Below are 19,986 nucleotides of genomic sequence, written 5' to 3' on the forward strand. Positions count from 1 at the left end.
GATACCGCTTATCGAATGTCGATTTCATACCACAGAGTACGATAGCGCTCATCGACGTCCAGTGTGGCATGTTGCGTGCCGCCGACCGGTATCGGCGTCTGCCGCTGGCCGCGCGCGTCAAGCGCCCAGGCGCTGACCCGGGACGGCGCAACCGGCAGGGTGATGCGGGCGCCGATGCCTTCGACCAGCACCGGGCCGGTGCCGAAATGGCTGCCAATGGTGGTTTTTGCGGCATCAAGCCAGCGCTGGCCGGTGTTTTCCTCCTGCCCCAGCGTCGTCAGCAGAATGCGGCTCGGCGCGGTGAAACTCTGCCCGTCCAGTACGGTCGCCAGCAGGACTCCCCAGTCGTTGCGCGCCGCCGTCACTTCCAGCCCGACGCCGTGCGCGTCATAAACCTGACCGAGCCGGGCGCCGATAAGCCCTTTACTGCGCGGCGTATCGACCACCACGGTTTTGCCGCCGATGCCGTCCACACCCCAGATCAGTTGCCCGGTGCGGCTACGTACCGGCCATGACGGCGGTTCGCCCGCTGGCGTGGCGATGCTGACCCATCCCGCCAGCGCGGCGTCACGTGGCGCGCCCAGGCTGTCCGCACCCGGCAGGCGGCCGCCCTGACGCAGCGCGTCGATAAAGACGGTGCGATCCGGCATCGGCTGTGGTTGCGGCTTGTCGGCGCGCACATCCTCACGCCGCAGCAGCGCGGCGGCAGCCACCAGACTGGTCATCTTGACCGGGTTAGCGACGCTGTCGAAGTAGTCGGTGATAAAGTCGGCCTGCCAGTTACGCTTACTGGCGCCATAGTTGTAAACGGCGATGCCATCCCAGTCCTGCAGGGCGCCATAGGCGGCGGCCAGCGGCATCGCCTCGCCTTGCCAGAGGCTGGGCGCAGGATGGTTGTACTCGCTGACGATAAACGGCTTGCCGGGGACACGATGCAATGCTAGGTCGGCAAGCGTGCCGCCGCCGGGAATACCGGCCATTGGCGAGTTGCCGATAAACCAGTTGTTGCGATCCCAGGGTTTGCCCGGAAAACGCGGGTGCTGCCAGTAGGCGTGGCCGTCAACCACGTCCAGCGTCTGCTGGATGGCCGCCGGGCTGTAGGAGACCTGCGTTCCGATGACTGGCGAGCGTACGCCCAGTTCACCTTTCAGAAAGTCCCGCATGCTTCGCCAATACTGCGCTTCGGTGTCCCACAGAAAACTCAGCCAGTCGCGCTGTGCCGCGACGGTTCGGTTCAACCGGGAGGCAAACGGAATGATATCGAGCGTGCCGTGCGTGAGGCTTTCGCCGGGTTGTAGTCCGAGCAACCCGCCGGTACGAAGCCGCGCATGGGCGATATCCAGACGACCGGTATCCAGCCCGAGGCCACCCAGTGTGAGCCGTGCCGTCGCGTCGTCCTGCTGCGGCATAAATGTCACCGTGACATCCTGCCAGTCGGTGCCGACCGGGATTTTCTGCGACCACAACGTTTGCCAGGGGGCGTGCGATTGCATCGCCTGTACGGACAGCGTCAGCGGGTGATCGGCACGTAACCGGAGCGACAATGTATAGGCGTGGCGGGTCTGGAACGAGAGGTGATTGTAGTGCAACTGCGTATGCCAGCCGAGCTGCCCCGGTGTCGTCATCGACAGCATCAGTCCGGAATCTGTTGTGGCGAGCGTCGCGTTGGCGCCGCCAAGGGTTTGCAGCACCCAGCCTGGGTCGCTGCTTTTCGACCCGATCCGCTCTGACAGCATTTCCGCGCCGTAAGGCTCTTCCCGCACGCCCCAGCCCGCGCGTAACGCGTCGTCACCAGCATAACGATGTCCGAGCCAGACACGCCATTGGCGGGCGAGCTCAGTGCGAAACGGCGCGGGCATCATGTCGAGCGAGCCAGACCGCCATTCCCGGATCAATCCGTCTTCGTTATTGATCTCGACGAACGCCACGGCGGGTTCTTCAGTATAGCGATGACCGGTGTAAGGATTGCGGTGCGTCAGCAGGGCGCGGGCATACTCCTGCTGCTGTACAAACATCGGCGGATAAAACAGGTCGACGCCTTTCCAGTATTTGGGCCCATCCGCCCAACTCTCTCCCATGCCGGGATATTGTCGGCCGACGTGCAAGTTGAGATCGGCGTAGATGCCTTCTCGCGCCAGCGTCGAGATAAAATAATCGACGCGGTCGAGGGTGTCTGGGTCAAGGGTGCGCAGATCGCGCTGCAGGATGCCGTCGGGCGCAGGGCGGGCGTCCATCAGATGAAAACGCACCAGATTGATGCCGAAGCGTGCCAGGCGGCGGGCGATAGCGTCTGTGTCGGCATGTGTCGGCGCGGTCGAACCAAAGACGATATTAACGCCGAGGAATCGCAGCCGTTTGCCGCCAACTGTCAGGTGGCTGCCGTCGACCGTCACAAACCCGCGTGCGCCTGCCGGTTTGTCGTTCCATGACGAAAGGTCGGTAAGGCTGCCGTCGGAGCGGACATCCAGCGGCAAAGTAAAGGGAAACAGCTCACCGGCGATAGCGGGGAAGGTCAGAGACAACGCCAGCGCCAGTACTACCCTACGGATTCGCATCATGTGACGTACTCCGGCAACGGATAGGGGAAACCGTGTTGATGATAGGCTATCAGTAACGTCAGGTCAGTCTTTAAAGCCCGCGGGTGACGTTGCAGTGGTCGATAAACTCTCCTGCATACATTGCATAAACACACTCATCGCCGGACTTACATACTTGCCCGCGTGATGGGCACACAACGCGGTAATCGTCAGGGGCGGATCGGAAAAAGGAAGTTCCTGCAGCTCGCCCGACAGTAGCTCTTTCTCTACAGCGAAACGGGGTAAATACGATACGCCAAGGTTACTGGCAACGCATCGCTTAATACTTTCGATACTCCACAATTCAATGGTGTTTTGTAGCGTAATAGCGCGTTGCCGCAAGGTACTCTCGAACAACTGTCGAAATATGCACTGCGGCTCATTGATAATGAAACTGATCGGTAAATGCTGATTTGAACGAGTAAAATCAATGCCTTCCAGTAAAGGAGACGCCACTAAGACCAGCGGCTCATTGCCGAATTGTTCCATGTGCAGTGCAGCATCGTTTCCGACACGGTAAAAAATGCCTAAATCAGCTTCATCGGCCAGCAATGCATCGCGAATGACATAGCAATTGAGCGATTGAAGGTACAACTGTACTTGCGGTGCCTGCATTCTGAAACGTCGCAACACTTCTGGCATTTTATAGGCCAGCAGGCTTTCTCCTATAACAACCCGAAGCTCTCCGGTCGGCTCTTCGTCTTGCTTTGCTGCCTGACGTAAGCCATCAAGAACCCGTGTCAATTCATGCACATGGGGAAGGATTTTTTTGCCTGCCTTAGTGAGGCACATGCGGCGGCCGATTTTTTCAAACAGCTGTAATGACAGTTCCTGCTCCAACTGCTGGATATGAAACGTGACGGTAGATTGTGTACAGCACAACTTACGCGAAGCTCGTACGAAAGAGCCTTCTTCCACCACGGTTTTAAGTGTAATGAATCGACGCAGATCCATAGGTTAGCCGCCTTTATTTATCGAAATTGTCGAATTCAGGGTGCGAAAACATTCGTTTTTTCGATTGCATGAAAGGCAGTACTGTGTGGCAAACATAAGGAGAATACAAGTGACACCAGCCATCATTACTGCGTTTTTCACCTACACGTTCATCACCGCATTAACACCCGGGCCTAATAACATTTTGGCGTTAAGTACTGTCAATCAGTATGGCATTCGTCGAAGTTCGGGGGTACTTGTCGGCATGTGCGTGGGATTTTTAATCATTATGCTACTGTGCGCGGCTTTCACCCTGACGCTGATCCGTATCCTGCCGGCTGTCTCCAACTGGCTGACGTGGGCTGGAGCAGCTTATATTTTGTGGCTGGCGTGGGTCATTGCCACGAGCGATGTGTCGTCAACTGGCGCGGATACAAAGCCGTTGAGTTTTTGGGCGAGTTTCAGTCTGCAATTTATCAATGTAAAGATTATCCTATACGGTATCACTGCGCTTTCTACCTTCGTGTTGCCTTATACACAGGACCTTTTCTGGGTATTGAGCGTCAGTCTTTTATTAACGGCTATTGGGTGTATCGGAAATTGGTGTTGGGCACTAGCGGGGCATCTATTTCAGTCGGTATTCCAGCGGCACGGACGTATTGTTAATTTTATTTTGTCTGCCATGTTGGTCTATTGCGCAGTACGTATGTTTATCTAAATTGGTTATCGGCGAGCCGTTTTGTCGAACCCTGTCGCGGATTTTCGCCGGTCCATCATCGGTTTAAAAACAAAAACCCCAGACTTGCGTCTGGGGTTTTTGTTTTTAATCTGGCGGTGAGGGAGGGATTCGAACCCTCGATACGTTTTCACGTATACACACTTTCCAGGCGTGCTCCTTCAGCCACTCGGACACCTCACCGGATCGTCGCCGTCAGGGGCAACGGGGCGCTACTCTAGGGAAAATCCGCTGCAGCGTCAACACACTTCTTTCATAAAAACGTGCGTTTAGCCAAACTTAGCGCAATATGCTGCTTTACTCGCCAGTTCGTCTCGTCAGCCGGTCGTTCGGGGGTACAACAAGGCGGCGTATGTTTCACTTCTGTTAATTTGCGGTTATCGCGCCGACGCCTCGGCTGTGTCGGTGCGGGATAAATGCTATGCTGGCTTATCAATGCCGAGTCAGGAGAAACCATGTATCCCGTCGATTTACACATGCACACCGTCGCCAGCACCCACGCCTATAGCACCCTGCATGACTACGTGGCTGAAGCCAAAGCCAAACAGATCCGCCTGTTTGCTATTACCGATCACGGCCCGGATATGGCGGATGCGCCGCATTACTGGCATTTCATCAATATGCGCGTCTGGCCGCGCGTCGTGGACGGTATCGGCATCCTGCGCGGCATTGAGGCCAATATCAAGAATCTGGCGGGCGATATTGATTGCACCGGGCCGATGCTGGATTGCATGGACCTGATTATCGCCGGTTTCCACGAGCCGGTATTCCCTCCGAAGGACCGCGATACCCATACCGAAGCGATGATTGCCGCGATGGCGCAGGGTTCGGTGCATATCATTAGTCATCCCGGCAACCCGAAATTCCCGATCGATATCCGCGCGGTTGCGCAAGCCGCCGCCAAATATAACGTGGCGCTGGAACTGAATAACTCGTCTTTTACCCATTCCCGTAAGGGCAGTGAGCCGAATTGCCGAGCGGTTGCCGAAGCGGTGCGCGATGCCGGCGGTTATCTGGCGCTGGGGTCGGATTCGCATATCGCCTGGTCGCTGGGCGAGTTTCCGCATTGTGAACGCATTATGCGGGACATTGATTTTCCACAGGATCGCGTGTTGAATGTCAGCCCGCGCCGGGTGCTGGATTTTCTGGAGCAGCGCGGTAAGCCCGCGATTCCGGAGTTTGCGGATTTGTGACGTTGTCACCTAAATGCGCCGCCATGTCTTTTTACAGGTTGATGAGATGAATGAATTTTCCGTCGTGTGCCGTATTCTCGGCACGCTGTTTAACCGCCCGCCGCAGGATCCGCTGCTGGCGCCGTTGTTTAATCTGATTGCGCAAGGCAAGCTGGCGCAACAATGGCCGCTGGCGCAGGATGAGCTGATGGCGCGCTGGCAACGCAGCGTTGATTTGCCGGCGATGAGCGCGGATTATGACGCGTTATTCGGCGCGCAGCCGTCGGTGCCGCCGCGGCGTTCCAGTTGGGATCCGGCAGAGCAAGAGGCCGAGGTGCGCGCGTTTTTGCAACAGCGCGGCATGCCGCTGGGCGACGGGCCGGTGGACCATTTCGGCGCTTTGCTGTTGGCCGCTTCCTGGCTGGAAGATCAGGCGCAGGAGGATGAAACCGCCGCGCAGTCGGAATTTTTTGACCGCTACCTGCTGACATGGAGCGATCGCTTTCTGGGCAAGGTGGAAAGCCATGCCACCTCCGCGTTTTATCGCACGCTGGCGATCATTTGCCGTGAAGCGCTGGAAGCGATGCGGGATGAGCTGGCGGAAGACGACGAAGAGGCGGATGACGAGGCGTCTGAACAGTAAAACCACCCGTCCTGTATTACTGACAAACCCTTTCAGTACAAAATGAAAGGGTTTTCCGGCGTAAAAAACTGTGCTGAGGCAGGCGACTTCGCCGGGTGAGCGACAGGACGTCGCGAAAGCCCGTGCCGCTCCGGGAGAGCGTCACGGGCGGCCCGAACAGCGAAGGCGAACGCCGAAGGTACCGCGCAGCGGCACAGTTTAGCCCTTAGCCAGTGGTCAAGGAGAGGCGGCGTTTGAGCCTTTCCTCGTCGTGCGTGCGGTGATGTTGCAAAGGAATACCGATGTCATCAAGCACGAAACTACGCACCGTTCTGGCATAAATCGACGGTAACAAAACAACAATGCTGTTTGTCAACAGCTTCAAACGGGTGGCGAACGCCACTCGTTTGTTTCTTAATCGGTCAACATGATAACCAGTTGGCCGGGCTTCACTTCGATGCCTTTGGCCAGTTTCTTCGCCAGCGCTTCTTTGTTGCTGCGCTCCGGGTTCAGCACGTAGGCGGGTTTCTGGTCAAAGTAGCTTTTCAGCGACTGATTCAGGTAGGGCGTCAGCGTTTGCAGCACCGTTTGTAATTTCTCCGGTTGAACGCTGTAATCCACCAGTTCCATGTCTTTCAGATAGATGGCGCCTTCTTCCTTGTTGAACACCGGCTGGGCTTTCAGCGTCAGTTTCATGTCTGCCTGCTGTTTACCCAGCAGCGAACTGATATCGACCTTGGCGTTGCCGCTTAACGTCACTTTGCCGGGCTCCGCGCGACCAATCTGGCTGGTCAGTTCGGTCAGCGTAATTTGCGCATCCACCACGCCGGGAACGCCCAGTTGCTTCTGGTAGTCATTATGCTGTTGTAAATACTGATTGATTTCCTGCTCGCTCAGGCTGTATTGCGCCAACTGGTTGCAACCGCTTATCAGCAGTGTTCCCAACAGCGCCAGAGCGGCCAGTCCCGATTTTTTCATTGTTATAACCTCTTGTTTTCCAATATTCCCTCGCCGGGCGAGGAATGCCGGCAGGGTGCGTTATTCCGGTGATATCGCCAATCGGAATAGGCCTAAACGCCGCCGTCAGCCGGTAGTGACGGCGGCAACAAGGGGTTATTGCGCCTGTTCGATCAGCAGATCGATATCGGCGTTCTGGGACAAGGTGTTGCAGTAGGCGGCGACGGCCGGCGGGACATTGACGTCGGCGACGATGGTCAGTGAGCGCAGCAGGGCGAACAGGTTGATGTCGTCCAGCGACAGCGTGCCGTTGCACGCCTGCGGCGAAACAATCAGCGGCGCCAGCGCTTGCAGGTCGCCTTCCAGTTGGCTGATCAACGCGGCCGTCTGGCTGAAGTGGGTATCGAAGCTGCCGATTTGCCCCTCTTTCTTGTGAATAAAGTAGTTGCGGCCGGCGTCGGTAGCGAACTCTTCAAAGTCGGCGCGGGAGAAACGCGGAATCAGCAGGCGCGGCGCGTATTCATACACCTTGCGGATCCAGGCGTCGATGGCCGGATTGACGGGGCCGGTCAGTACCGGTTTGCCGTCCAGCTCGTCGACGTATTTCACGATATCCAGACTTTCCGGCATGTAGCTGCCGTCCTCTTTTTGCAGAATCGGCACCATTTTCTGACCAACCATCGAAATCGGCGTGGCTTCATCTTCGTTGGACAACACGCGCAATTCCACCGGCAACTGCTTCAGGCCGAAAATCATGCGTGCCTTCACGCAGAAAGGACAATGTTCATAGACAAACAGTTTCATACCGGAACTCCTTGGGTTGAGCGGCGTCGTATCGGACGCTACCGTGATCATGATGTCGTGCGGGATTATCCATGCTCAGCGCCGGCTCGTCCATGTGCAATGTACGTCGCAAAAAATGTTCGTCGTAGCGAATGTGCGCTGCAACAGCCGGAAATTGAAGATAAAAGCGGGGCGACGATAGCGCCCCGTGCGATGGCAGGGTCTGGTGCGGTGGATCAGTGCTCGCTCAGCATGGCGGGTTCGATGCGTTTCAGATGGAACTGCCAGTACAGGGCGGCCAAGGTCAGCATGCCGATGATGCCCAGCATGCACCAGGGTAAGGCCGGTTGGCCGAGCGCCTTTCCGGTATCAAACAGCCAGCCGCCGCCGCTGTAGCCGAGCGCGCCGCCCAGCGCCAGCCCCATTCGGCTGAACCCCATATAGCTGCCGCGGGCGCGGGCGTCGGCCAGCGATGCGCCCAGCGTTTCCCGCGCCGGTTCGGCGATGATAGAGCCAATGTAAAACAGCCCGATCAGACCCAGCAGCCATTGCAGGCTGGTGGCCATGCCCATCGGAATCAGGCTCAGGGTCATGATGAATAGCCCGAACATCAGCCGCTGTTCCAGACGGTAGCGTTTTTCGCTCCAGCGGGCGATCGGGTAAAGCAGCGTCAGCGACAGCATGGCTTCAATGGCGTACATCCATTTCACCGCGGACGGCGTGCCGGCCAGTTCGTTCACCATGATCGGCATCATCAGCAGCACCTGTACGCCCAGCATGAAGTAACCGGTCAGCGTCAGCACATAGACGACGAAGCGACGGTCGCGCATTACCCGCATCATTCCTTCGCGAATGGGGGTGCGAATGGTGGAAATGCGATAGGCGGGCAGCAGCAGGGCATTCAGCGCGGCCGCCAGCACGAAGACCGCCGCGCCGGCCCAGCACACCACCGAAAAGTTGTATTGCATCAACCAGCTACCGATCAGCGCGCCAATCACCGCGCCGGCGTTGTCCTGCATCATTAACAGCGAGAAGAAGCGGCTGCGCTCGTGCGGCCGGGTCAGCTTGATGACCATCGCGTTGCGCGGCGGCTCGAACAGGGTGCCGCCCAGCGCCGACAGCACGCAGGAGAGCATCAGCATCAGCGGCGTAGTGGCCAGCGCCATGAACACAAAACCGGAGGCGCGTAGCAGCATGCCGGTGACGATCATCGGTTTGGCGCCGAACCGGTCGGCGATGGCGCCGCCGAAAATGCCGAGTCCCTGCTGGGTGAACTGACGCAGGCCAAGCGCTATCCCGACCGTTAGCGCCGCCCAGCCCATCTGATCGACAAAGCGAATGGAAATCAACGGAAATACCACGAAGAAACCCAATACCACCAGCATGTTATCCAGCAGCAGAAAATATTTACCCAGGCTGCGGGCCTGCGTCATCAATGACATGTTTCACCACGAGGAAAGAAGAAAGGAATGCAGCCTGTCTATTCTCTCGCCGATTGCGCCGTTGCGATAGACTACCCGGCTAATAAATTTTTTTATCGTCCAACAGTTACCTGACGCGCAGTTTAAGAAAAAAAGTCAGTATGGCGTGTCGATTGTGCAATAACTCGGCGGTCATGATTTTACGCTATGGAATTTATGTGTTTATAGTAAGCGCTATTGGTGATTTATCCTGTTATGGCGTCCGCCGTGTCGGCGTTGACCGCATCAATAAAATTTATTCATCGACAATCCGTCACCTGAGGGGGAAGGCATGTTTGGCTATCGCTCAACGACACCCAGGGTCCGTCTGACCACGGATCGGCTGGTGGTCCGTCTGGCGCACGAACGCGATGCCTGGCGTCTGGCTGAGTATTACGCGGAAAACCGTGATTTTTTGAAACCCTGGGAGCCGGTACGCGATGCCAGCCACTGTTATCCTTCCGGCTGGCAGGCGCGGCTGAGCGTGATCTGCGATATGCACAAACAGGGCAGCGCCTACTACTTTTTGCTGCTGGACCCGGATGAAAACGAGGTGCGGGGCGTCGCCAACTTCAGCAACGTGCTGCGCGGTTCTTTTCACGCCTGCTACCTCGGCTATTCGCTGGGTGAAAAGTGGCAGGGACAAGGGATGATGTACGAGGCGTTGCAGTCGGCGCTGCGTTACATGCAGCGTCAGCAACATATGCACCGCATCATGGCTAACTATATGCCGCACAATCAGCGCAGCGGCAACCTGCTGGCCCGGCTTGGGTTCGAAAAGGAAGGCTACGCCAAAAACTACCTGTTGATTGACGGCAAGTGGCAGGACCACGTGCTGACCGCCCTGACCAATAATGAATGGACGCCGATGCGCTGAGCATGCGGGTCAATGAGGATGAGCCATGAAATATCAACTGACGCCCCGCGAAGCGCGGGTAATCGGGTGCCTGCTGGAAAAACAGGTGACCACCCCGGAACAGTACCCGATGTCCCTGAACGGTCTGACCGCCGCCTGTAATCAGAAAACCAACCGTGAGCCGGTGATGGACCTAACCGAAAGTGAGGTGCAGCAAACGTTGGACCTGCTGGTTAAACGGCATTTCCTGCGCACCGTCAGCGGTTTTGGCAACCGGGTGATGAAATATGAGCACCGCTTCTGCAATTCCGAGTTCGGCGACCTGAAATTTTCGACGGCCGAAGTGGCGCTGGTGAGCACCTTGCTGCTGCGCGGCGCACAGACGCCGGGCGAGCTTCGTACCCGGGCTGCCCGCTTATACGAGTTTGCCGATATGGAAGAGGTGGAAAACGTGCTGCAGCAACTGCAACAGCGCGAGGACGGGCCGTTTGTGGCAAGACTGGCGCGGGAGCCGGGCAAGCGCGAAAGCCGCTTCATGCATCTGTTCAGCGGCGAGGTGGCGGATGTCGCGCCCTCTGAACCCGTCGATGAACCTGCCGAAGGCGGGCTGGCCGCGCGGGTTTGCGCACTGGAACACGAGGTCGCCGAGTTACGGGCGCAGTTAGCCGATTTACAGGCGCGCCTTGTCTGACGACAGCCTGAATGCAGCACGTTACCGGGAGCGAGAGCATGAAATCATTACGCATCGGAGTAGCCGGGTTGGGCGATATCGCCCGCAAGGCCTACTTGCCGATCTTGTCGCACGCCGAGCACTGGCAACTGACGGGTGCCTGGTCGCCGGGGCAGGAGCGGGCCCGGCAGCTGTGTCAGCAGTATCGCATTCCTTGCTTTTCCTCTCTGGCGGCGTTGAGCAGCCAGTGCGATGCAGTGTTTGTGCACAGCAGCACCGCCAGCCACTACGACGTCGTCAAAGCGCTGCTGCTGGCAGGCAAACACGTCTATGTAGACAAGCCGCTGGCGGAAACGCTGGCGCAGGCGGAAGAGCTGGTGGCGCTGGCGGCCAGCCGCAATCTGTTGCTGATGGTGGGGTTCAACCGTCGCTTTGCGCCGCTTTATCAACGACTCCGGCAACTGCGGCCTTTTCCGGACAGCCTGCGCATGGAAAAACACCGCATCGATAATATCGGGCCGCATCCGCTGGCGTTTACTCTGCTGGATGACTATCTGCACGTGGTGGACACCGCCTTGTGGCTGGCAGACGCGCCGGCCACGCTGTGCGGCGGCCTGCTACGCTGCAATCCGCAGGGGCAACTGATTTACGCCGAGCACCAGTTCCAGAGCGCTCATGGAGCGATCACCACCAGCATGCACCGTCAGGCCGGCAGCCAGCGCGAAAGCGTGCAACTGGTGAATGATGGCGGCTGGTATCAGGTGGATAACCTGCGGGAGTGGCGTGAAGAGCACGACGGTACGGTGTCGTTGCATCCGACGCCGTCCTGGCAGAGCACGCTGGAACAGCGTGGTTTTGCGGGCGCGGTCCGGCATTTTATCGACGCGGTGGTTTCGCACACGCCGCCGTTAACCTCCGGCGATCAGGCGTTGCACGCGCAACGGGTGATCGAAATGTTGTTGAGAAAACGCTGAAAAAAACGGCGACCACCGGGCATCCGTGTGGCTATTGGCGGTGCAATCGACTAGGCTGTGTGCCGCGATAGCCGCAGCGGCGTTACAGCTCAGAGTCAGTACTTCTGTTGCCGGCACGGGCCGTCGCGGGCGGTTTGACCGTCGTGGACATGGCGGACGAGCCGGTTTTCCCCGCCATCCCTCTCTTTCCCATAGTCAGAACAACTTAATGAATTTACTGAAATCACTGGCTGCGGTCAGTTCCATGACCATGCTTTCCCGTGTGCTGGGGTTCGTGCGCGACGCGATCGTCGCTCGCGTGTTCGGCGCCGGTATGGCGACCGACGCGTTTTTTGTGGCGTTCAAGCTGCCGAATCTGTTGCGGCGCATTTTTGCCGAAGGCGCGTTTTCTCAGGCGTTTGTGCCCATCCTGGCGGAATACAAGAGTCAGCAGGGCGAGGAGGCGACGCGCACCTTTCTGGCCTATGTGTCCGGGATGCTGACGCTGATACTGGCGTTGGTGACGGTGGCCGGGATGCTGGCCGCGCCCTGGGTGATCATGGTGACCGCGCCGGGATTTGCCTCGACGCCGGAACGCTTTGAGCTGACCTCGGCGCTGCTGCGGATTACCTTTCCCTATATTTTGCTGATTTCGCTTACGTCGATGGCGGGGTCGGTGCTGAATACCTGGAACCGTTTTTCGGTGCCGGCGTTTGCGCCGACGTTACTGAACGTCAGCATGATTGGTTTTGCGTTGCTGGCCGCCCGCTGGTTTAACCCGCCGGTGATGGCGCTGGGCTGGGCGGTCGTAGTGGGCGGGGTATTGCAACTGGGCTACCAACTGCCGCATCTGAAGAAAATCGGCATGCTGGTGCTGCCGCGCATCAAGTTCCGCGACCCCAGCGTTAGCCGGGTGATGAAGCTGATGGCGCCGGCGATCCTCGGCGTGTCGGTCAGCCAGATTTCCCTGATCATCAATACTATTTTTGCGTCGTTCCTCAGCCAGGGGGCGGTGTCCTGGATGTACTACGCCGACCGGTTGATGGAGTTTCCGTCCGGCGTGCTGGGCGTGGCGCTGGGGACGATTCTGCTGCCGTCGCTGTCGAAAAGCGTCGCCAGCGGCAATCAGCAGGAGTATTCGCGGCTGCTGGACTGGGGGCTGCGGCTCTGTTTCCTGCTGGCGCTGCCGGCCACGGTCGCACTGGGGTTGCTGGCCAAGCCGCTGACCGTGGCCTTGTTCCAGTACGGTAAATTCAGCGCCTTCGACGCACTGATGACCCAACGTGCGCTGGTCGCTTACTCCATCGGGCTGATGGGGTTGATTCTGGTAAAAGTGCTGGTGCCGGGTTTTTACGCACGACAGGATATTAAAACGCCGGTGAAAATTGGCATAGCGACGCTGGCGATGACCCAACTGATGAACCTGATATTCATCGGCCCGCTGCAACATGCCGGGCTGTCGCTGTCGATTGGTCTGGCATCCTGTATCAACGCTGGGTTGTTGTTCTGGCAGCTGCGTCGTCAGCGTATCTTTGAACCTCAACAGGGCTGGACGGCGTTTCTGAGCAAACTGGTGGTCGCGGTCATCGTCATGTCGCTGGTTCTGGTCGCCTTATGCCTGTGGATGCCGCCCTGGGATCAGGGCAACATGACCATGCGGCTGTTGCGCTTGTCGGCGGTGGTTGTCGCCGGCGCCGGCAGTTATTTCGCCATGCTGGCCTTGCTGGGTTTCCGCCCGAAAGATTTTTCCCGCCGTAGCATTTGATGCTATTCATTCAGATGCCTTGACGGCGCCTGACTGATGACGTTTGACAAGGCGTTGCGGTAGAAAAAAAGCCAGTCAGTTAACTGACTGGCTTTTTTACTGCGATGAGGACGATGCGAATTACATCTTCTCGACGGTCTGGATGCCGAGCGTATCCAGGCCGGTTTTCAGCGTTTTGGCGGTCAGCCGCGCCAGTTTGAGGCGGCTTTGGCGTGCGCTGTCGCTGTCGGCGTTGAGGATCGGGCAGTTTTCGTAAAAACCGGAGAACAGCCCGGCCAGATCGTACAGGTAAGCGCACATCACATGCGGCGTGCCGTCGCGGGCCACCGTGGTAACAGTCTCTTCGAATTGCAGCAGGCGTGTCGCCAGCGCTTGTTCATGCTCGGCGGTCAGCGTAATCGGCTGGGTCAGACTGGCTTCTTCCACCCCGGCGCGTTTGAAGATCGACGCAACGCGGGTGTAGGCATACTGCATATAGGGCGCGGTGTTGCCTTCAAACGCCAGCATGTTATCCCAGTCGAAGATGTAGTCGGTGGTGCGGTTTTTCGACAGGTCGGCGTATTTGACCGCGCCCACCGATACCACCTGCGCCAGTTGTTCCAGTTCGCCGCGCTCCATCTCCGGGTTTTTGCCGGCAATCAGCGTCAGCGCGCGTTCGTAGGCTTCGTCCAGCAGCTCGGACAGCTTGATAGTGCCGCCGGCGCGGGTTTTAAACGGCTTACCGTCTTTACCCAGCATCATGCCGAACATGTGGTGTTCCAGGCTGACGGATTCCGGCACGTAACCGGCTTTACGCACGATGCTCCAGGCTTGCATCAGGTGTTGATGCTGGCGGGAGTCGATATAGTACAGCACACGGTTGGCGCCCAGTTTCTCATAACGGTATTTGGCGCAGGCGATATCGGTGGTGGTATAAAGGTAGCCGCCATCCTTTTTCTGGATGATGACGCCCATCGCTTCGCCTTCTTTGTTTTTGTACTCGTCCAGATAGACCACGATGGCGCCTTCGCTTTCCACCGCCAGCCCTTTGGCTTTCAGGTCGGCGACGATTTCCGGCAGCATGGCGTTGTAGAGGCTTTCGCCCATGACGTCATTTGAGGTCAGCGACACGTTCAGACGGTCATAGCTATGCTGGTTCTGGACCATGGTGATGTCCACCAGCTTGCGCCACATCGAACGACAATATTCGTCGCCGCTTTGCAATTTTACTACGTAACCGCGGGCGCGTTCGGCGAAGACGGCATCGTCATCGTAGTGTTTTTTCGCTTCACGATAGAACGCTTCCAGATCCGCCAGTTCCAGATCGCTGGTATTGTCGTTTTGCACATCTTCCAGATGAGCAATCAGCATACCGAACTGGGTACCCCAGTCACCGACGTGGTTGGCGCGAATAACGTTATGACCGAGGAATTCCAGGGTACGTACGGCGGCATCGCCAATGATGGTCGAGCGCAGGTTGCCGACGTGCATCTCTTTGGCCACGTTGGGAGCCGAGTAGTCAACGACGATAGTTTGCGGCTCAACCGCAGCGACGCCCAGTTTTGGGGCGGTCAGCGCGTGCTCCAGCTGGCCGGATAGCCACTGGGGGTCGAGGAAAATATTGATGAAACCGGGACCGGCAATTTCCGTTTTGGCTGCAATGCCATCCAGCTGCAGCGTTTGTACTACTTTCTCGGCAAGCTGGCGCGGGGGCATGCCCAGTTTTTTGGCGGCCGCCATGATGCCATTTGCCTGATAATCACCAAATTGCGCTTTTGCTGACTGGCGAACCATTGCTTCGCTGTCAGCGGGCGCGCCCGCCGCAATCATTGCCTGATGGACTTTTTCTGAAAGAAGAGCCTGAATATTCACCGGTTTACCCTAAATGACGAATCAAGCCTTTCTTTATACCATATTTGGGTTGTGTAGTCAGCAGAGCACCATGACAAGCGCCCCTGGCGGGGCGTCAATAAAAATAAAACAATGCATCCGATAATGCGGCGAGATGTCTGCTGCCATTATCGATAATAAAATTTAAGGTGAAAGGCGCGGCTTTCCGGCAAGCCTGAATAGCGGAAGGGGAGTATTAATAAAAAATTTAACGTCGTTTGTGTCGACGGTCCGTGCTCAGTCGCGTGCTCTGCATCGTTTTAAAATGACGGAACAGTGAATAACCGGCAATGACAACTAGCATAGAGAAGGTTATTAGCAACATGGTAAATGCCCTTTGGTCATTTAGTGGAGGTTGGGTAGTTTCGAAGTTATCCGTTTTTTGTTTATTTCTCAATGTTACAGAGAATATTTAAGAATACTCTCATCGGGTTTTTAAATTCATTAAAAATCAATACATTGTAATTTTTATTATATTTCTGTCATTTTGTTAACAGTATTTGTTGTTATTATTCTTTGATTGAAATGAAGTTTGTCCACCGTTGCAAATAATGGCATGAAAAGACAAGAAAGTCGGGCTAATGTCAGCACGGTATGATACAAAAGTCGCAAAAAGATGGAGGTTATTTCTGTCTATGTTAAATTAGACTGGATAAACTATTTATTCAGGTTAATGAGGAAATAATGACCGCTTTGTTACCGTCGACGCTTCCCCCCTCCTTAATGAATGACCTTTCCCGTTTTGAAACTGAACTTCAGCAACTCGCACAGCAGCTCGAACTTGACCTTGCCGCGTTTGAAGCCGACCACATTTCTCTGCGCTGTCATCAGAACAGTACGGCGGAACAATGGCGTACGGCGTTGCTGGCCTGTGGGTCGCTGCTGTCGGAAAACATGATTAACGGCCGGCCTATCTGTCTGTTTACCCTTTATCAACCGTTAACGGTGGGGCCGTGGCGGATTGATTGCGTGGAACTGCCGTGGCCGGGTAGTCAGCATTATCCGCACGAAGGGTGGGAGCACGTGGAGCTGGTATTGCCCGGCGACCCGGCTACCTTACATCCCCGCGCGCTGGCCTGCCTGCCGGACGCGGCTCTGACCGCCCCCGGCATTAAACTGAAATTCAGCCATCCGCAGGGTGAACGTGAACGCCTGCCTAATCCGACGCTGGCGGTAAGCAACGGACGGGTCACGCTGAAATTTCATCCCTATCGTATTCAGGAGATCGTAGCCAGCGAACAGTCGGCCGGTCAGTAGGTTAGCTCGCGGCTATTTAAATTGTGTGGCGTGTCATATTCCACGCGCAAATCCTGTCGCCAGTGTGACACGCCTCTCTCCGCCGCCGGCAAGGGGATGCCAGTATTAGGCGTGTATCACGCCAGCATAGGGTGATGAGCGGGCAATTCTTTCGGAAATACGTTGTTTTTCCAGTTTCGTTATTTTTTGCGAGGGAGGCGGGTATGCCAATGCTGGAGGTCTGCTGTTATAGCCTTGATTGCGCACTGACGGCACAGCAGGCGGGGGCGGATCGGATAGAACTTTGCGCCGCGCAACGTGAGGGTGGCCTGACGCCCGGGTATGGCGTATTGCGACAGGCGCGGGAAACGCTCTCTATTCCGGTGCACCCGATGGTGCGGCCGCGTGGGGGGGATTTTTGTTACAGTCATCAGGAATTTACGGCGATGCTGTATGACATCGATCAGATCAGGTCGATGGGGTTTCCCGGTTTGGTGGTAGGAGTTCTGGATGAGGAAGGCCATATTGATATGGCGCGTATGCGGCAGGTTATGGCGCGGTGCGAAGGGCTGGCGGTCACGTTCCATCGTGCGTTCGATATGTGCCTGAACCCGCGTCTGGCGCTGAATCAACTGGCGGATTTGGGCGTCGCCCGCGTGCTGACTTCCGGTCAGCAGCAAAGTGCCGAAAATGGGTTAACGCTGTTACGGGAACTTAATGCGGCCAGTTGCGGTCCTATCATTATGGCAGGGGCGGGCGTAAGGCTGACCAACCTGCATAAATTCCGCGCCTGTGGTATTCAGGAATTGCACACCTCGGCGGGCCAATGGTTGCCATCGCCGATGCGTTATCGCAAATTGGGTGTCACGCTCTGTTCCGAAACTGAAATGGATGAATTCCAGCACTACTGTGTTGATGGTGATGTTGTGGCGGCCATGAAAAACGCCTTGAGCCCGGAACCGGCTCCCTCTACGACATCCACCTCCTAGACCGTGCCTGCATGGGGCGTTGGCACCGTCTGGCATATCCCGATGCCCTTTGCCGCGCAGCATTCCCCTTATCGGTCTGCTTGCGAGTACCAGGCCCCGACGGCCTTGTCGGGGCTTTTTTTCTGCCATGATAACGGCGGTCGACCGACCGCTGCATCACTTGCTGTACGCTATAGTTGTTATACGTCAGTTGCTGTACGTCACGGTTATTACCGGACTGAATGTGATCACGCCCAGAAAATGTGTTGAATTGTTATACGTTTATCTTTTATCGCCCTGAGCCGGTGATATGCTGCCTGTTATCCCAACAGCCAAAAGGAATCCTGTTATGCGTGGAATCGTTGTGCATCATGAGCATCGCATTGGTTTCATCGTTATCCGCGATCCGGAAGATGGATTTATCGTCGCTAAGTTGCTGGACATTTATGAAGTGGAAAGGGGAGATGCGATAACCGGCGATTTCCAGACCGTCGGCACTACGACGCTTTTTAATGAAACCAGCAGTCAGGATATTCACGTCGAGATCCAAAATACCGATATGACCGAGGATGCGGCCATCGATCTGATCGTTAAAAATCGGAACTGATGATCCGTATTGAGGATGATTGGGGCGGCGGTCTGCGATCGACGGATGCGCCGCGCCGCCCTGATGTTGGCGATGAGTCGTTCCCGCTTTAGGGTTTGCGTGCCACCAGCACTGCTCGTAACGGCGCCGGATAACCTTCAAGGGTTTTGCTGCGATCGTCCGGGTCGAGAAAGTCCGCCAGCGAAGCCGTGCGCATCCAGCTAGTACGACGTTGCTCCTCTAGCGTGGTGACGCACTGGTCTACCACGCGAATATCAACAAAACCGCATTTTTCCAGCCAGCGTGCGAGCGCGGCGGACGAGGGCAGAAAATAGACGTTACGCATCTGGGCATAACGCTCGCCCGGCAGCAGAACGCAGTGCTCGTCGCCTTCCACCACCAGCGTTTCCAGCACCAGTTCCCCGCCGGAAACCAGCTGATTCTTGAGTTGCCACAGATGGTCGAGCGGAGAGCGGCGGTGGTACAGCACGCCCATTGAAAACACGGTATCAAACGCGGCCAGCGCCGGAAGTTGTTCAATACCCAGCGGCAGCAGGTGGGCGCGCTGGTCGTTGCCCAGCAGCTTGCGCACCGATTCGAACTGGCACAGGAACAGTTGCATCGGGTCGATGCCGACCGCCAGACGAGCGCCGGCGCCGATCATGCGCCACAGGTGGTAACCGCTGCCGCAGCCGACATCCAGAATCAGCCGATCTTGCAACGGGCTGAGATGCGGGAACACCCGATCCCATTTCCAGTCGGAACGCCATTCGGTATCGATGTCGACGCCATAGAGTGAAAACGGTCCTTTGCGCCAGGGCATCAGGTTACGCAGCAGACTCTCAATGCCCGACTGCTGGCCGGCTGACAGCGGTGTGTTCATCTGGGCGGTGACGCCATGTGTGAGATCGAGCTGCTCTGGCGTCAGCGTCGGCAGGTGTTCCACGGTATTAACCCAGTGCTTGAATTCGCCGTGCAGCGATTCCTGCTGCCATTGGCTGATCTGGGCCGGAAGCGTATTAAGCCAGTGACTGAGCGGGCCTTTGGCGATCAACTGATAGAAATTGCCGAAATCGATCATGAACCGTGCTCCGCTTTCAACGCCAGCAGGGAACCGAAGTTAAAACACTGGAACCAGACGTCGCTGTGGCTGAAGCCGGCTTCACGCAACCGGGCCTTATGGGTTTCTACCGAGTCGGTGAGCATGACGTTTTCCAGCATGCTGCGTTTCTGGCTGATTTCCAGTTCGCTATACCCGTTGGCGCGTTTGAAATCCAGATGCATGTTGAACAGCAGTTCGCCTATCTGCACATCGGCAAAACTGAATTTTTCCGATAGCACCAGCGCGCCGCCGGGACGTAATCCTTGCCAGATCCGTTTTAACAGCATCAGACGACGCTCGGGTGGGACAAACTGCAGCGTGAAATTGAGCACCACCAGCGAGGCGTTTTCAATATCGGTGTCCAGAATGTCCGCTTCACGAACGTCGACGGGCGTATCGGCGCGAAACGCCTCGATATGGCGGCGGCAGCGGGCCACCATTGCCGACGAGTTATCGACGGCGATGATTCGGCAACCGGGCACGCGGATATTGCGGCGCATCGACAAGGTGGCGGCGCCCAGCGAACAACCGAGATCGTAGACCTGGGTGTCGGCCTGAACAAAGCGCTCCGCCAGCATGCCGATCATGGAAATAATATTCGAATAGCCAGGAACGGAGCGCTGAATCATGTCCGGAAACACTTCAGCAACGCGTTCATCAAACGTCCAGTCGCCCAGGTTGGCGATGGGCGCGGAAAAAAGCATATCGCGGTTTGACATAGCAGGGAAAATGCATACAGGGA

At 56.9% G+C, this 19,986-nt stretch carries 19 protein-coding genes and 1 tRNA gene; 10 read left to right on the plus strand and 10 right to left on the minus strand.

What is annotated here, in order from left to right:
- Nucleotides 1-8: 8 nt before the first annotated feature.
- Nucleotides 9-2,558, minus strand: coding sequence for a carbohydrate binding domain-containing protein (locus DXX3274_RS10350; protein ID WP_042859717.1), 2,550 nt, complete (start codon nt 2,556-2,558; stop codon nt 9-11).
- Nucleotides 2,559-2,621: 63 nt separating this feature from the next.
- On the minus strand, nt 2,622-3,530 hold the full coding sequence (locus tag DXX3274_RS10355) for a LysR family transcriptional regulator (protein WP_049869918.1): 909 nt from the start codon (nt 3,528-3,530) through the stop codon (nt 2,622-2,624).
- Nucleotides 3,531-3,639: 109 nt separating this feature from the next.
- Here DXX3274_RS10355 and eamB point away from each other — a divergent pair, with 109 nt between their 5' ends.
- Complete coding sequence (eamB, locus tag DXX3274_RS10360) at nt 3,640-4,227, plus strand: cysteine/O-acetylserine transporter (RefSeq protein WP_042859718.1); 588 nt, start codon at nt 3,640-3,642, stop codon at nt 4,225-4,227.
- A 111-nt stretch (nt 4,228-4,338) separates the two neighbouring features.
- On the opposite strand, the gene DXX3274_RS10365 is transcribed toward eamB, so the two are convergent.
- Nucleotides 4,339-4,428: transfer RNA gene (locus tag DXX3274_RS10365), tRNA-Ser, on the minus strand.
- A gap of 272 nt (nt 4,429-4,700) precedes the next feature.
- Between DXX3274_RS10365 and DXX3274_RS10370 the strand changes: the two genes are divergently transcribed.
- A complete protein-coding gene (locus tag DXX3274_RS10370; RefSeq protein ID WP_042859719.1) occupies nt 4,701-5,438 on the plus strand; it encodes a phosphatase in 738 nt (245 codons plus the stop codon).
- Nucleotides 5,439-5,484: 46 nt separating this feature from the next.
- Nucleotides 5,485-6,060: a molecular chaperone gene (locus DXX3274_RS10375; protein WP_042862032.1), complete on the plus strand. Its 576-nt coding sequence runs from the start codon at nt 5,485-5,487 to the stop codon at nt 6,058-6,060.
- A 205-nt stretch (nt 6,061-6,265) separates the two neighbouring features.
- On the opposite strand, the gene DXX3274_RS24230 is transcribed toward DXX3274_RS10375, so the two are convergent.
- The 4 genes from DXX3274_RS24230 to mdtH form a co-directional block, all read right to left on the minus strand.
- Nucleotides 6,266-6,442, minus strand: coding sequence for a hypothetical protein (locus tag DXX3274_RS24230; protein WP_238556106.1), 177 nt, complete (start codon nt 6,440-6,442; stop codon nt 6,266-6,268).
- Nucleotides 6,443-6,453: 11 nt separating this feature from the next.
- Nucleotides 6,454-7,017 carry a lipoprotein gene (locus tag DXX3274_RS10380; protein WP_042859720.1) on the minus strand — a complete coding sequence of 188 codons (564 nt, stop codon included), beginning with the start codon at nt 7,015-7,017 and terminating at the stop codon, nt 6,454-6,456.
- 135 nt (nt 7,018-7,152) lie between these two features.
- A complete protein-coding gene (gene grxB / locus DXX3274_RS10385; RefSeq protein ID WP_042859721.1) occupies nt 7,153-7,800 on the minus strand; it encodes a glutaredoxin 2 in 648 nt (215 codons plus the stop codon).
- A 215-nt stretch (nt 7,801-8,015) separates the two neighbouring features.
- Complete coding sequence (gene mdtH, locus DXX3274_RS10390) at nt 8,016-9,221, minus strand: multidrug efflux MFS transporter MdtH (RefSeq protein ID WP_042859722.1); 1,206 nt, start codon at nt 9,219-9,221, stop codon at nt 8,016-8,018.
- A 310-nt stretch (nt 9,222-9,531) separates the two neighbouring features.
- On the opposite strand from mdtH, the gene rimJ reads away from it, so the two are divergent.
- From rimJ to murJ, 4 genes are all read left to right on the plus strand, one after another.
- A complete protein-coding gene (rimJ, locus tag DXX3274_RS10395) occupies nt 9,532-10,116 on the plus strand; it encodes a ribosomal protein S5-alanine N-acetyltransferase (RefSeq protein ID WP_033568451.1) in 585 nt (194 codons plus the stop codon).
- 25 nt (nt 10,117-10,141) lie between these two features.
- Complete coding sequence (locus DXX3274_RS10400) at nt 10,142-10,786, plus strand: YceH family protein (protein WP_042859723.1); 645 nt, start codon at nt 10,142-10,144, stop codon at nt 10,784-10,786.
- Between the two features lie 38 nt (nt 10,787-10,824).
- Nucleotides 10,825-11,739: a Gfo/Idh/MocA family protein gene (locus tag DXX3274_RS10405; protein ID WP_042859724.1), complete on the plus strand. Its 915-nt coding sequence runs from the start codon at nt 10,825-10,827 to the stop codon at nt 11,737-11,739.
- Nucleotides 11,740-11,947: 208 nt separating this feature from the next.
- Nucleotides 11,948-13,483, plus strand: a complete 1,536-nt coding sequence (murJ, locus tag DXX3274_RS10410; RefSeq protein WP_042859725.1) for a murein biosynthesis integral membrane protein MurJ — start codon at nt 11,948-11,950, stop codon at nt 13,481-13,483.
- 120 nt (nt 13,484-13,603) lie between these two features.
- Here the strand turns inward: murJ and argS are convergent, their stop codons facing one another.
- Nucleotides 13,604-15,334 carry an arginine--tRNA ligase gene (gene argS, locus DXX3274_RS10415; RefSeq protein WP_042859726.1) on the minus strand — a complete coding sequence of 577 codons (1,731 nt, stop codon included), beginning with the start codon at nt 15,332-15,334 and terminating at the stop codon, nt 13,604-13,606.
- Nucleotides 15,335-16,036: 702 nt separating this feature from the next.
- On the opposite strand from argS, the gene DXX3274_RS10420 reads away from it, so the two are divergent.
- The 3 genes from DXX3274_RS10420 to DXX3274_RS10430 all read left to right on the plus strand — a co-directional run bounded on the left by DXX3274_RS10420 (nt 16,037) and on the right by DXX3274_RS10430 (nt 18,163).
- Nucleotides 16,037-16,609: a VOC family protein gene (locus tag DXX3274_RS10420; RefSeq protein ID WP_042859727.1), complete on the plus strand. Its 573-nt coding sequence runs from the start codon at nt 16,037-16,039 to the stop codon at nt 16,607-16,609.
- Nucleotides 16,610-16,812: 203 nt separating this feature from the next.
- Entirely contained in the window at nt 16,813-17,577 is a 765-nt protein-coding gene (cutC, locus tag DXX3274_RS10425) for a copper homeostasis protein CutC (RefSeq protein WP_042859728.1), read from the plus strand.
- A gap of 289 nt (nt 17,578-17,866) precedes the next feature.
- Nucleotides 17,867-18,163 carry a hypothetical protein gene (locus DXX3274_RS10430; RefSeq protein ID WP_042859729.1) on the plus strand — a complete coding sequence of 99 codons (297 nt, stop codon included), beginning with the start codon at nt 17,867-17,869 and terminating at the stop codon, nt 18,161-18,163.
- Between the two features lie 88 nt (nt 18,164-18,251).
- Here DXX3274_RS10430 and cmoB read toward each other — a convergent pair whose 3' ends face one another.
- Both cmoB and cmoA read right to left on the minus strand, forming a co-directional pair.
- Nucleotides 18,252-19,223, minus strand: a complete 972-nt coding sequence (gene cmoB, locus DXX3274_RS10435) for a tRNA 5-methoxyuridine(34)/uridine 5-oxyacetic acid(34) synthase CmoB (RefSeq protein WP_042859730.1) — start codon at nt 19,221-19,223, stop codon at nt 18,252-18,254.
- Nucleotides 19,220-19,963: a carboxy-S-adenosyl-L-methionine synthase CmoA gene (cmoA, locus tag DXX3274_RS10440; RefSeq protein ID WP_042859731.1), complete on the minus strand. Its 744-nt coding sequence runs from the start codon at nt 19,961-19,963 to the stop codon at nt 19,220-19,222. The genes cmoB and cmoA overlap by 4 nt, the downstream gene beginning before the upstream one ends.
- Nucleotides 19,964-19,986 lie beyond the last annotated feature (23 nt).

The sequence above is a fragment of the Dickeya sp. NCPPB 3274 genome, assembly GCF_000406205.1.
Classification (GTDB): Bacteria; Pseudomonadota; Gammaproteobacteria; order Enterobacterales; family Enterobacteriaceae; genus Dickeya; species Dickeya fangzhongdai.

What these genes read in the sequence shown, in the direction of transcription:
- cmoB (WP_042859730.1), bottom strand. Translation starts at nt 19,223, where the DNA reads ATGATCGATTTCGGCAATTTCTATCAGTTGATCGCCAAAGGCCCGCTC.
- grxB (WP_042859721.1), bottom strand. Translation starts at nt 7,800, where the DNA reads ATGAAACTGTTTGTCTATGAACATTGTCCTTTCTGCGTGAAGGCACGC.
- cmoA (WP_042859731.1), bottom strand. Translation starts at nt 19,963, where the DNA reads ATGTCAAACCGCGATATGCTTTTTTCCGCGCCCATCGCCAACCTGGGC.
- DXX3274_RS10370 (WP_042859719.1), top strand. Translation starts at nt 4,701, where the DNA reads ATGTATCCCGTCGATTTACACATGCACACCGTCGCCAGCACCCACGCC.
- murJ (WP_042859725.1), top strand. Translation starts at nt 11,948, where the DNA reads ATGAATTTACTGAAATCACTGGCTGCGGTCAGTTCCATGACCATGCTT.
- DXX3274_RS10400 (WP_042859723.1), top strand. Translation starts at nt 10,142, where the DNA reads ATGAAATATCAACTGACGCCCCGCGAAGCGCGGGTAATCGGGTGCCTG.
- mdtH (WP_042859722.1), bottom strand. Translation starts at nt 9,221, where the DNA reads ATGTCATTGATGACGCAGGCCCGCAGCCTGGGTAAATATTTTCTGCTG.
- DXX3274_RS10375 (WP_042862032.1), top strand. Translation starts at nt 5,485, where the DNA reads ATGAATGAATTTTCCGTCGTGTGCCGTATTCTCGGCACGCTGTTTAAC.
- DXX3274_RS10380 (WP_042859720.1), bottom strand. Translation starts at nt 7,017, where the DNA reads ATGAAAAAATCGGGACTGGCCGCTCTGGCGCTGTTGGGAACACTGCTG.
- DXX3274_RS10420 (WP_042859727.1), top strand. Translation starts at nt 16,037, where the DNA reads ATGACCGCTTTGTTACCGTCGACGCTTCCCCCCTCCTTAATGAATGAC.
- cutC (WP_042859728.1), top strand. Translation starts at nt 16,813, where the DNA reads ATGCCAATGCTGGAGGTCTGCTGTTATAGCCTTGATTGCGCACTGACG.
- DXX3274_RS10355 (WP_049869918.1), bottom strand. Translation starts at nt 3,530, where the DNA reads ATGGATCTGCGTCGATTCATTACACTTAAAACCGTGGTGGAAGAAGGC.
- DXX3274_RS10430 (WP_042859729.1), top strand. Translation starts at nt 17,867, where the DNA reads ATGCTGCCTGTTATCCCAACAGCCAAAAGGAATCCTGTTATGCGTGGA.
- DXX3274_RS10405 (WP_042859724.1), top strand. Translation starts at nt 10,825, where the DNA reads ATGAAATCATTACGCATCGGAGTAGCCGGGTTGGGCGATATCGCCCGC.
- rimJ (WP_033568451.1), top strand. Translation starts at nt 9,532, where the DNA reads ATGTTTGGCTATCGCTCAACGACACCCAGGGTCCGTCTGACCACGGAT.
- DXX3274_RS10350 (WP_042859717.1), bottom strand. Translation starts at nt 2,558, where the DNA reads ATGATGCGAATCCGTAGGGTAGTACTGGCGCTGGCGTTGTCTCTGACC.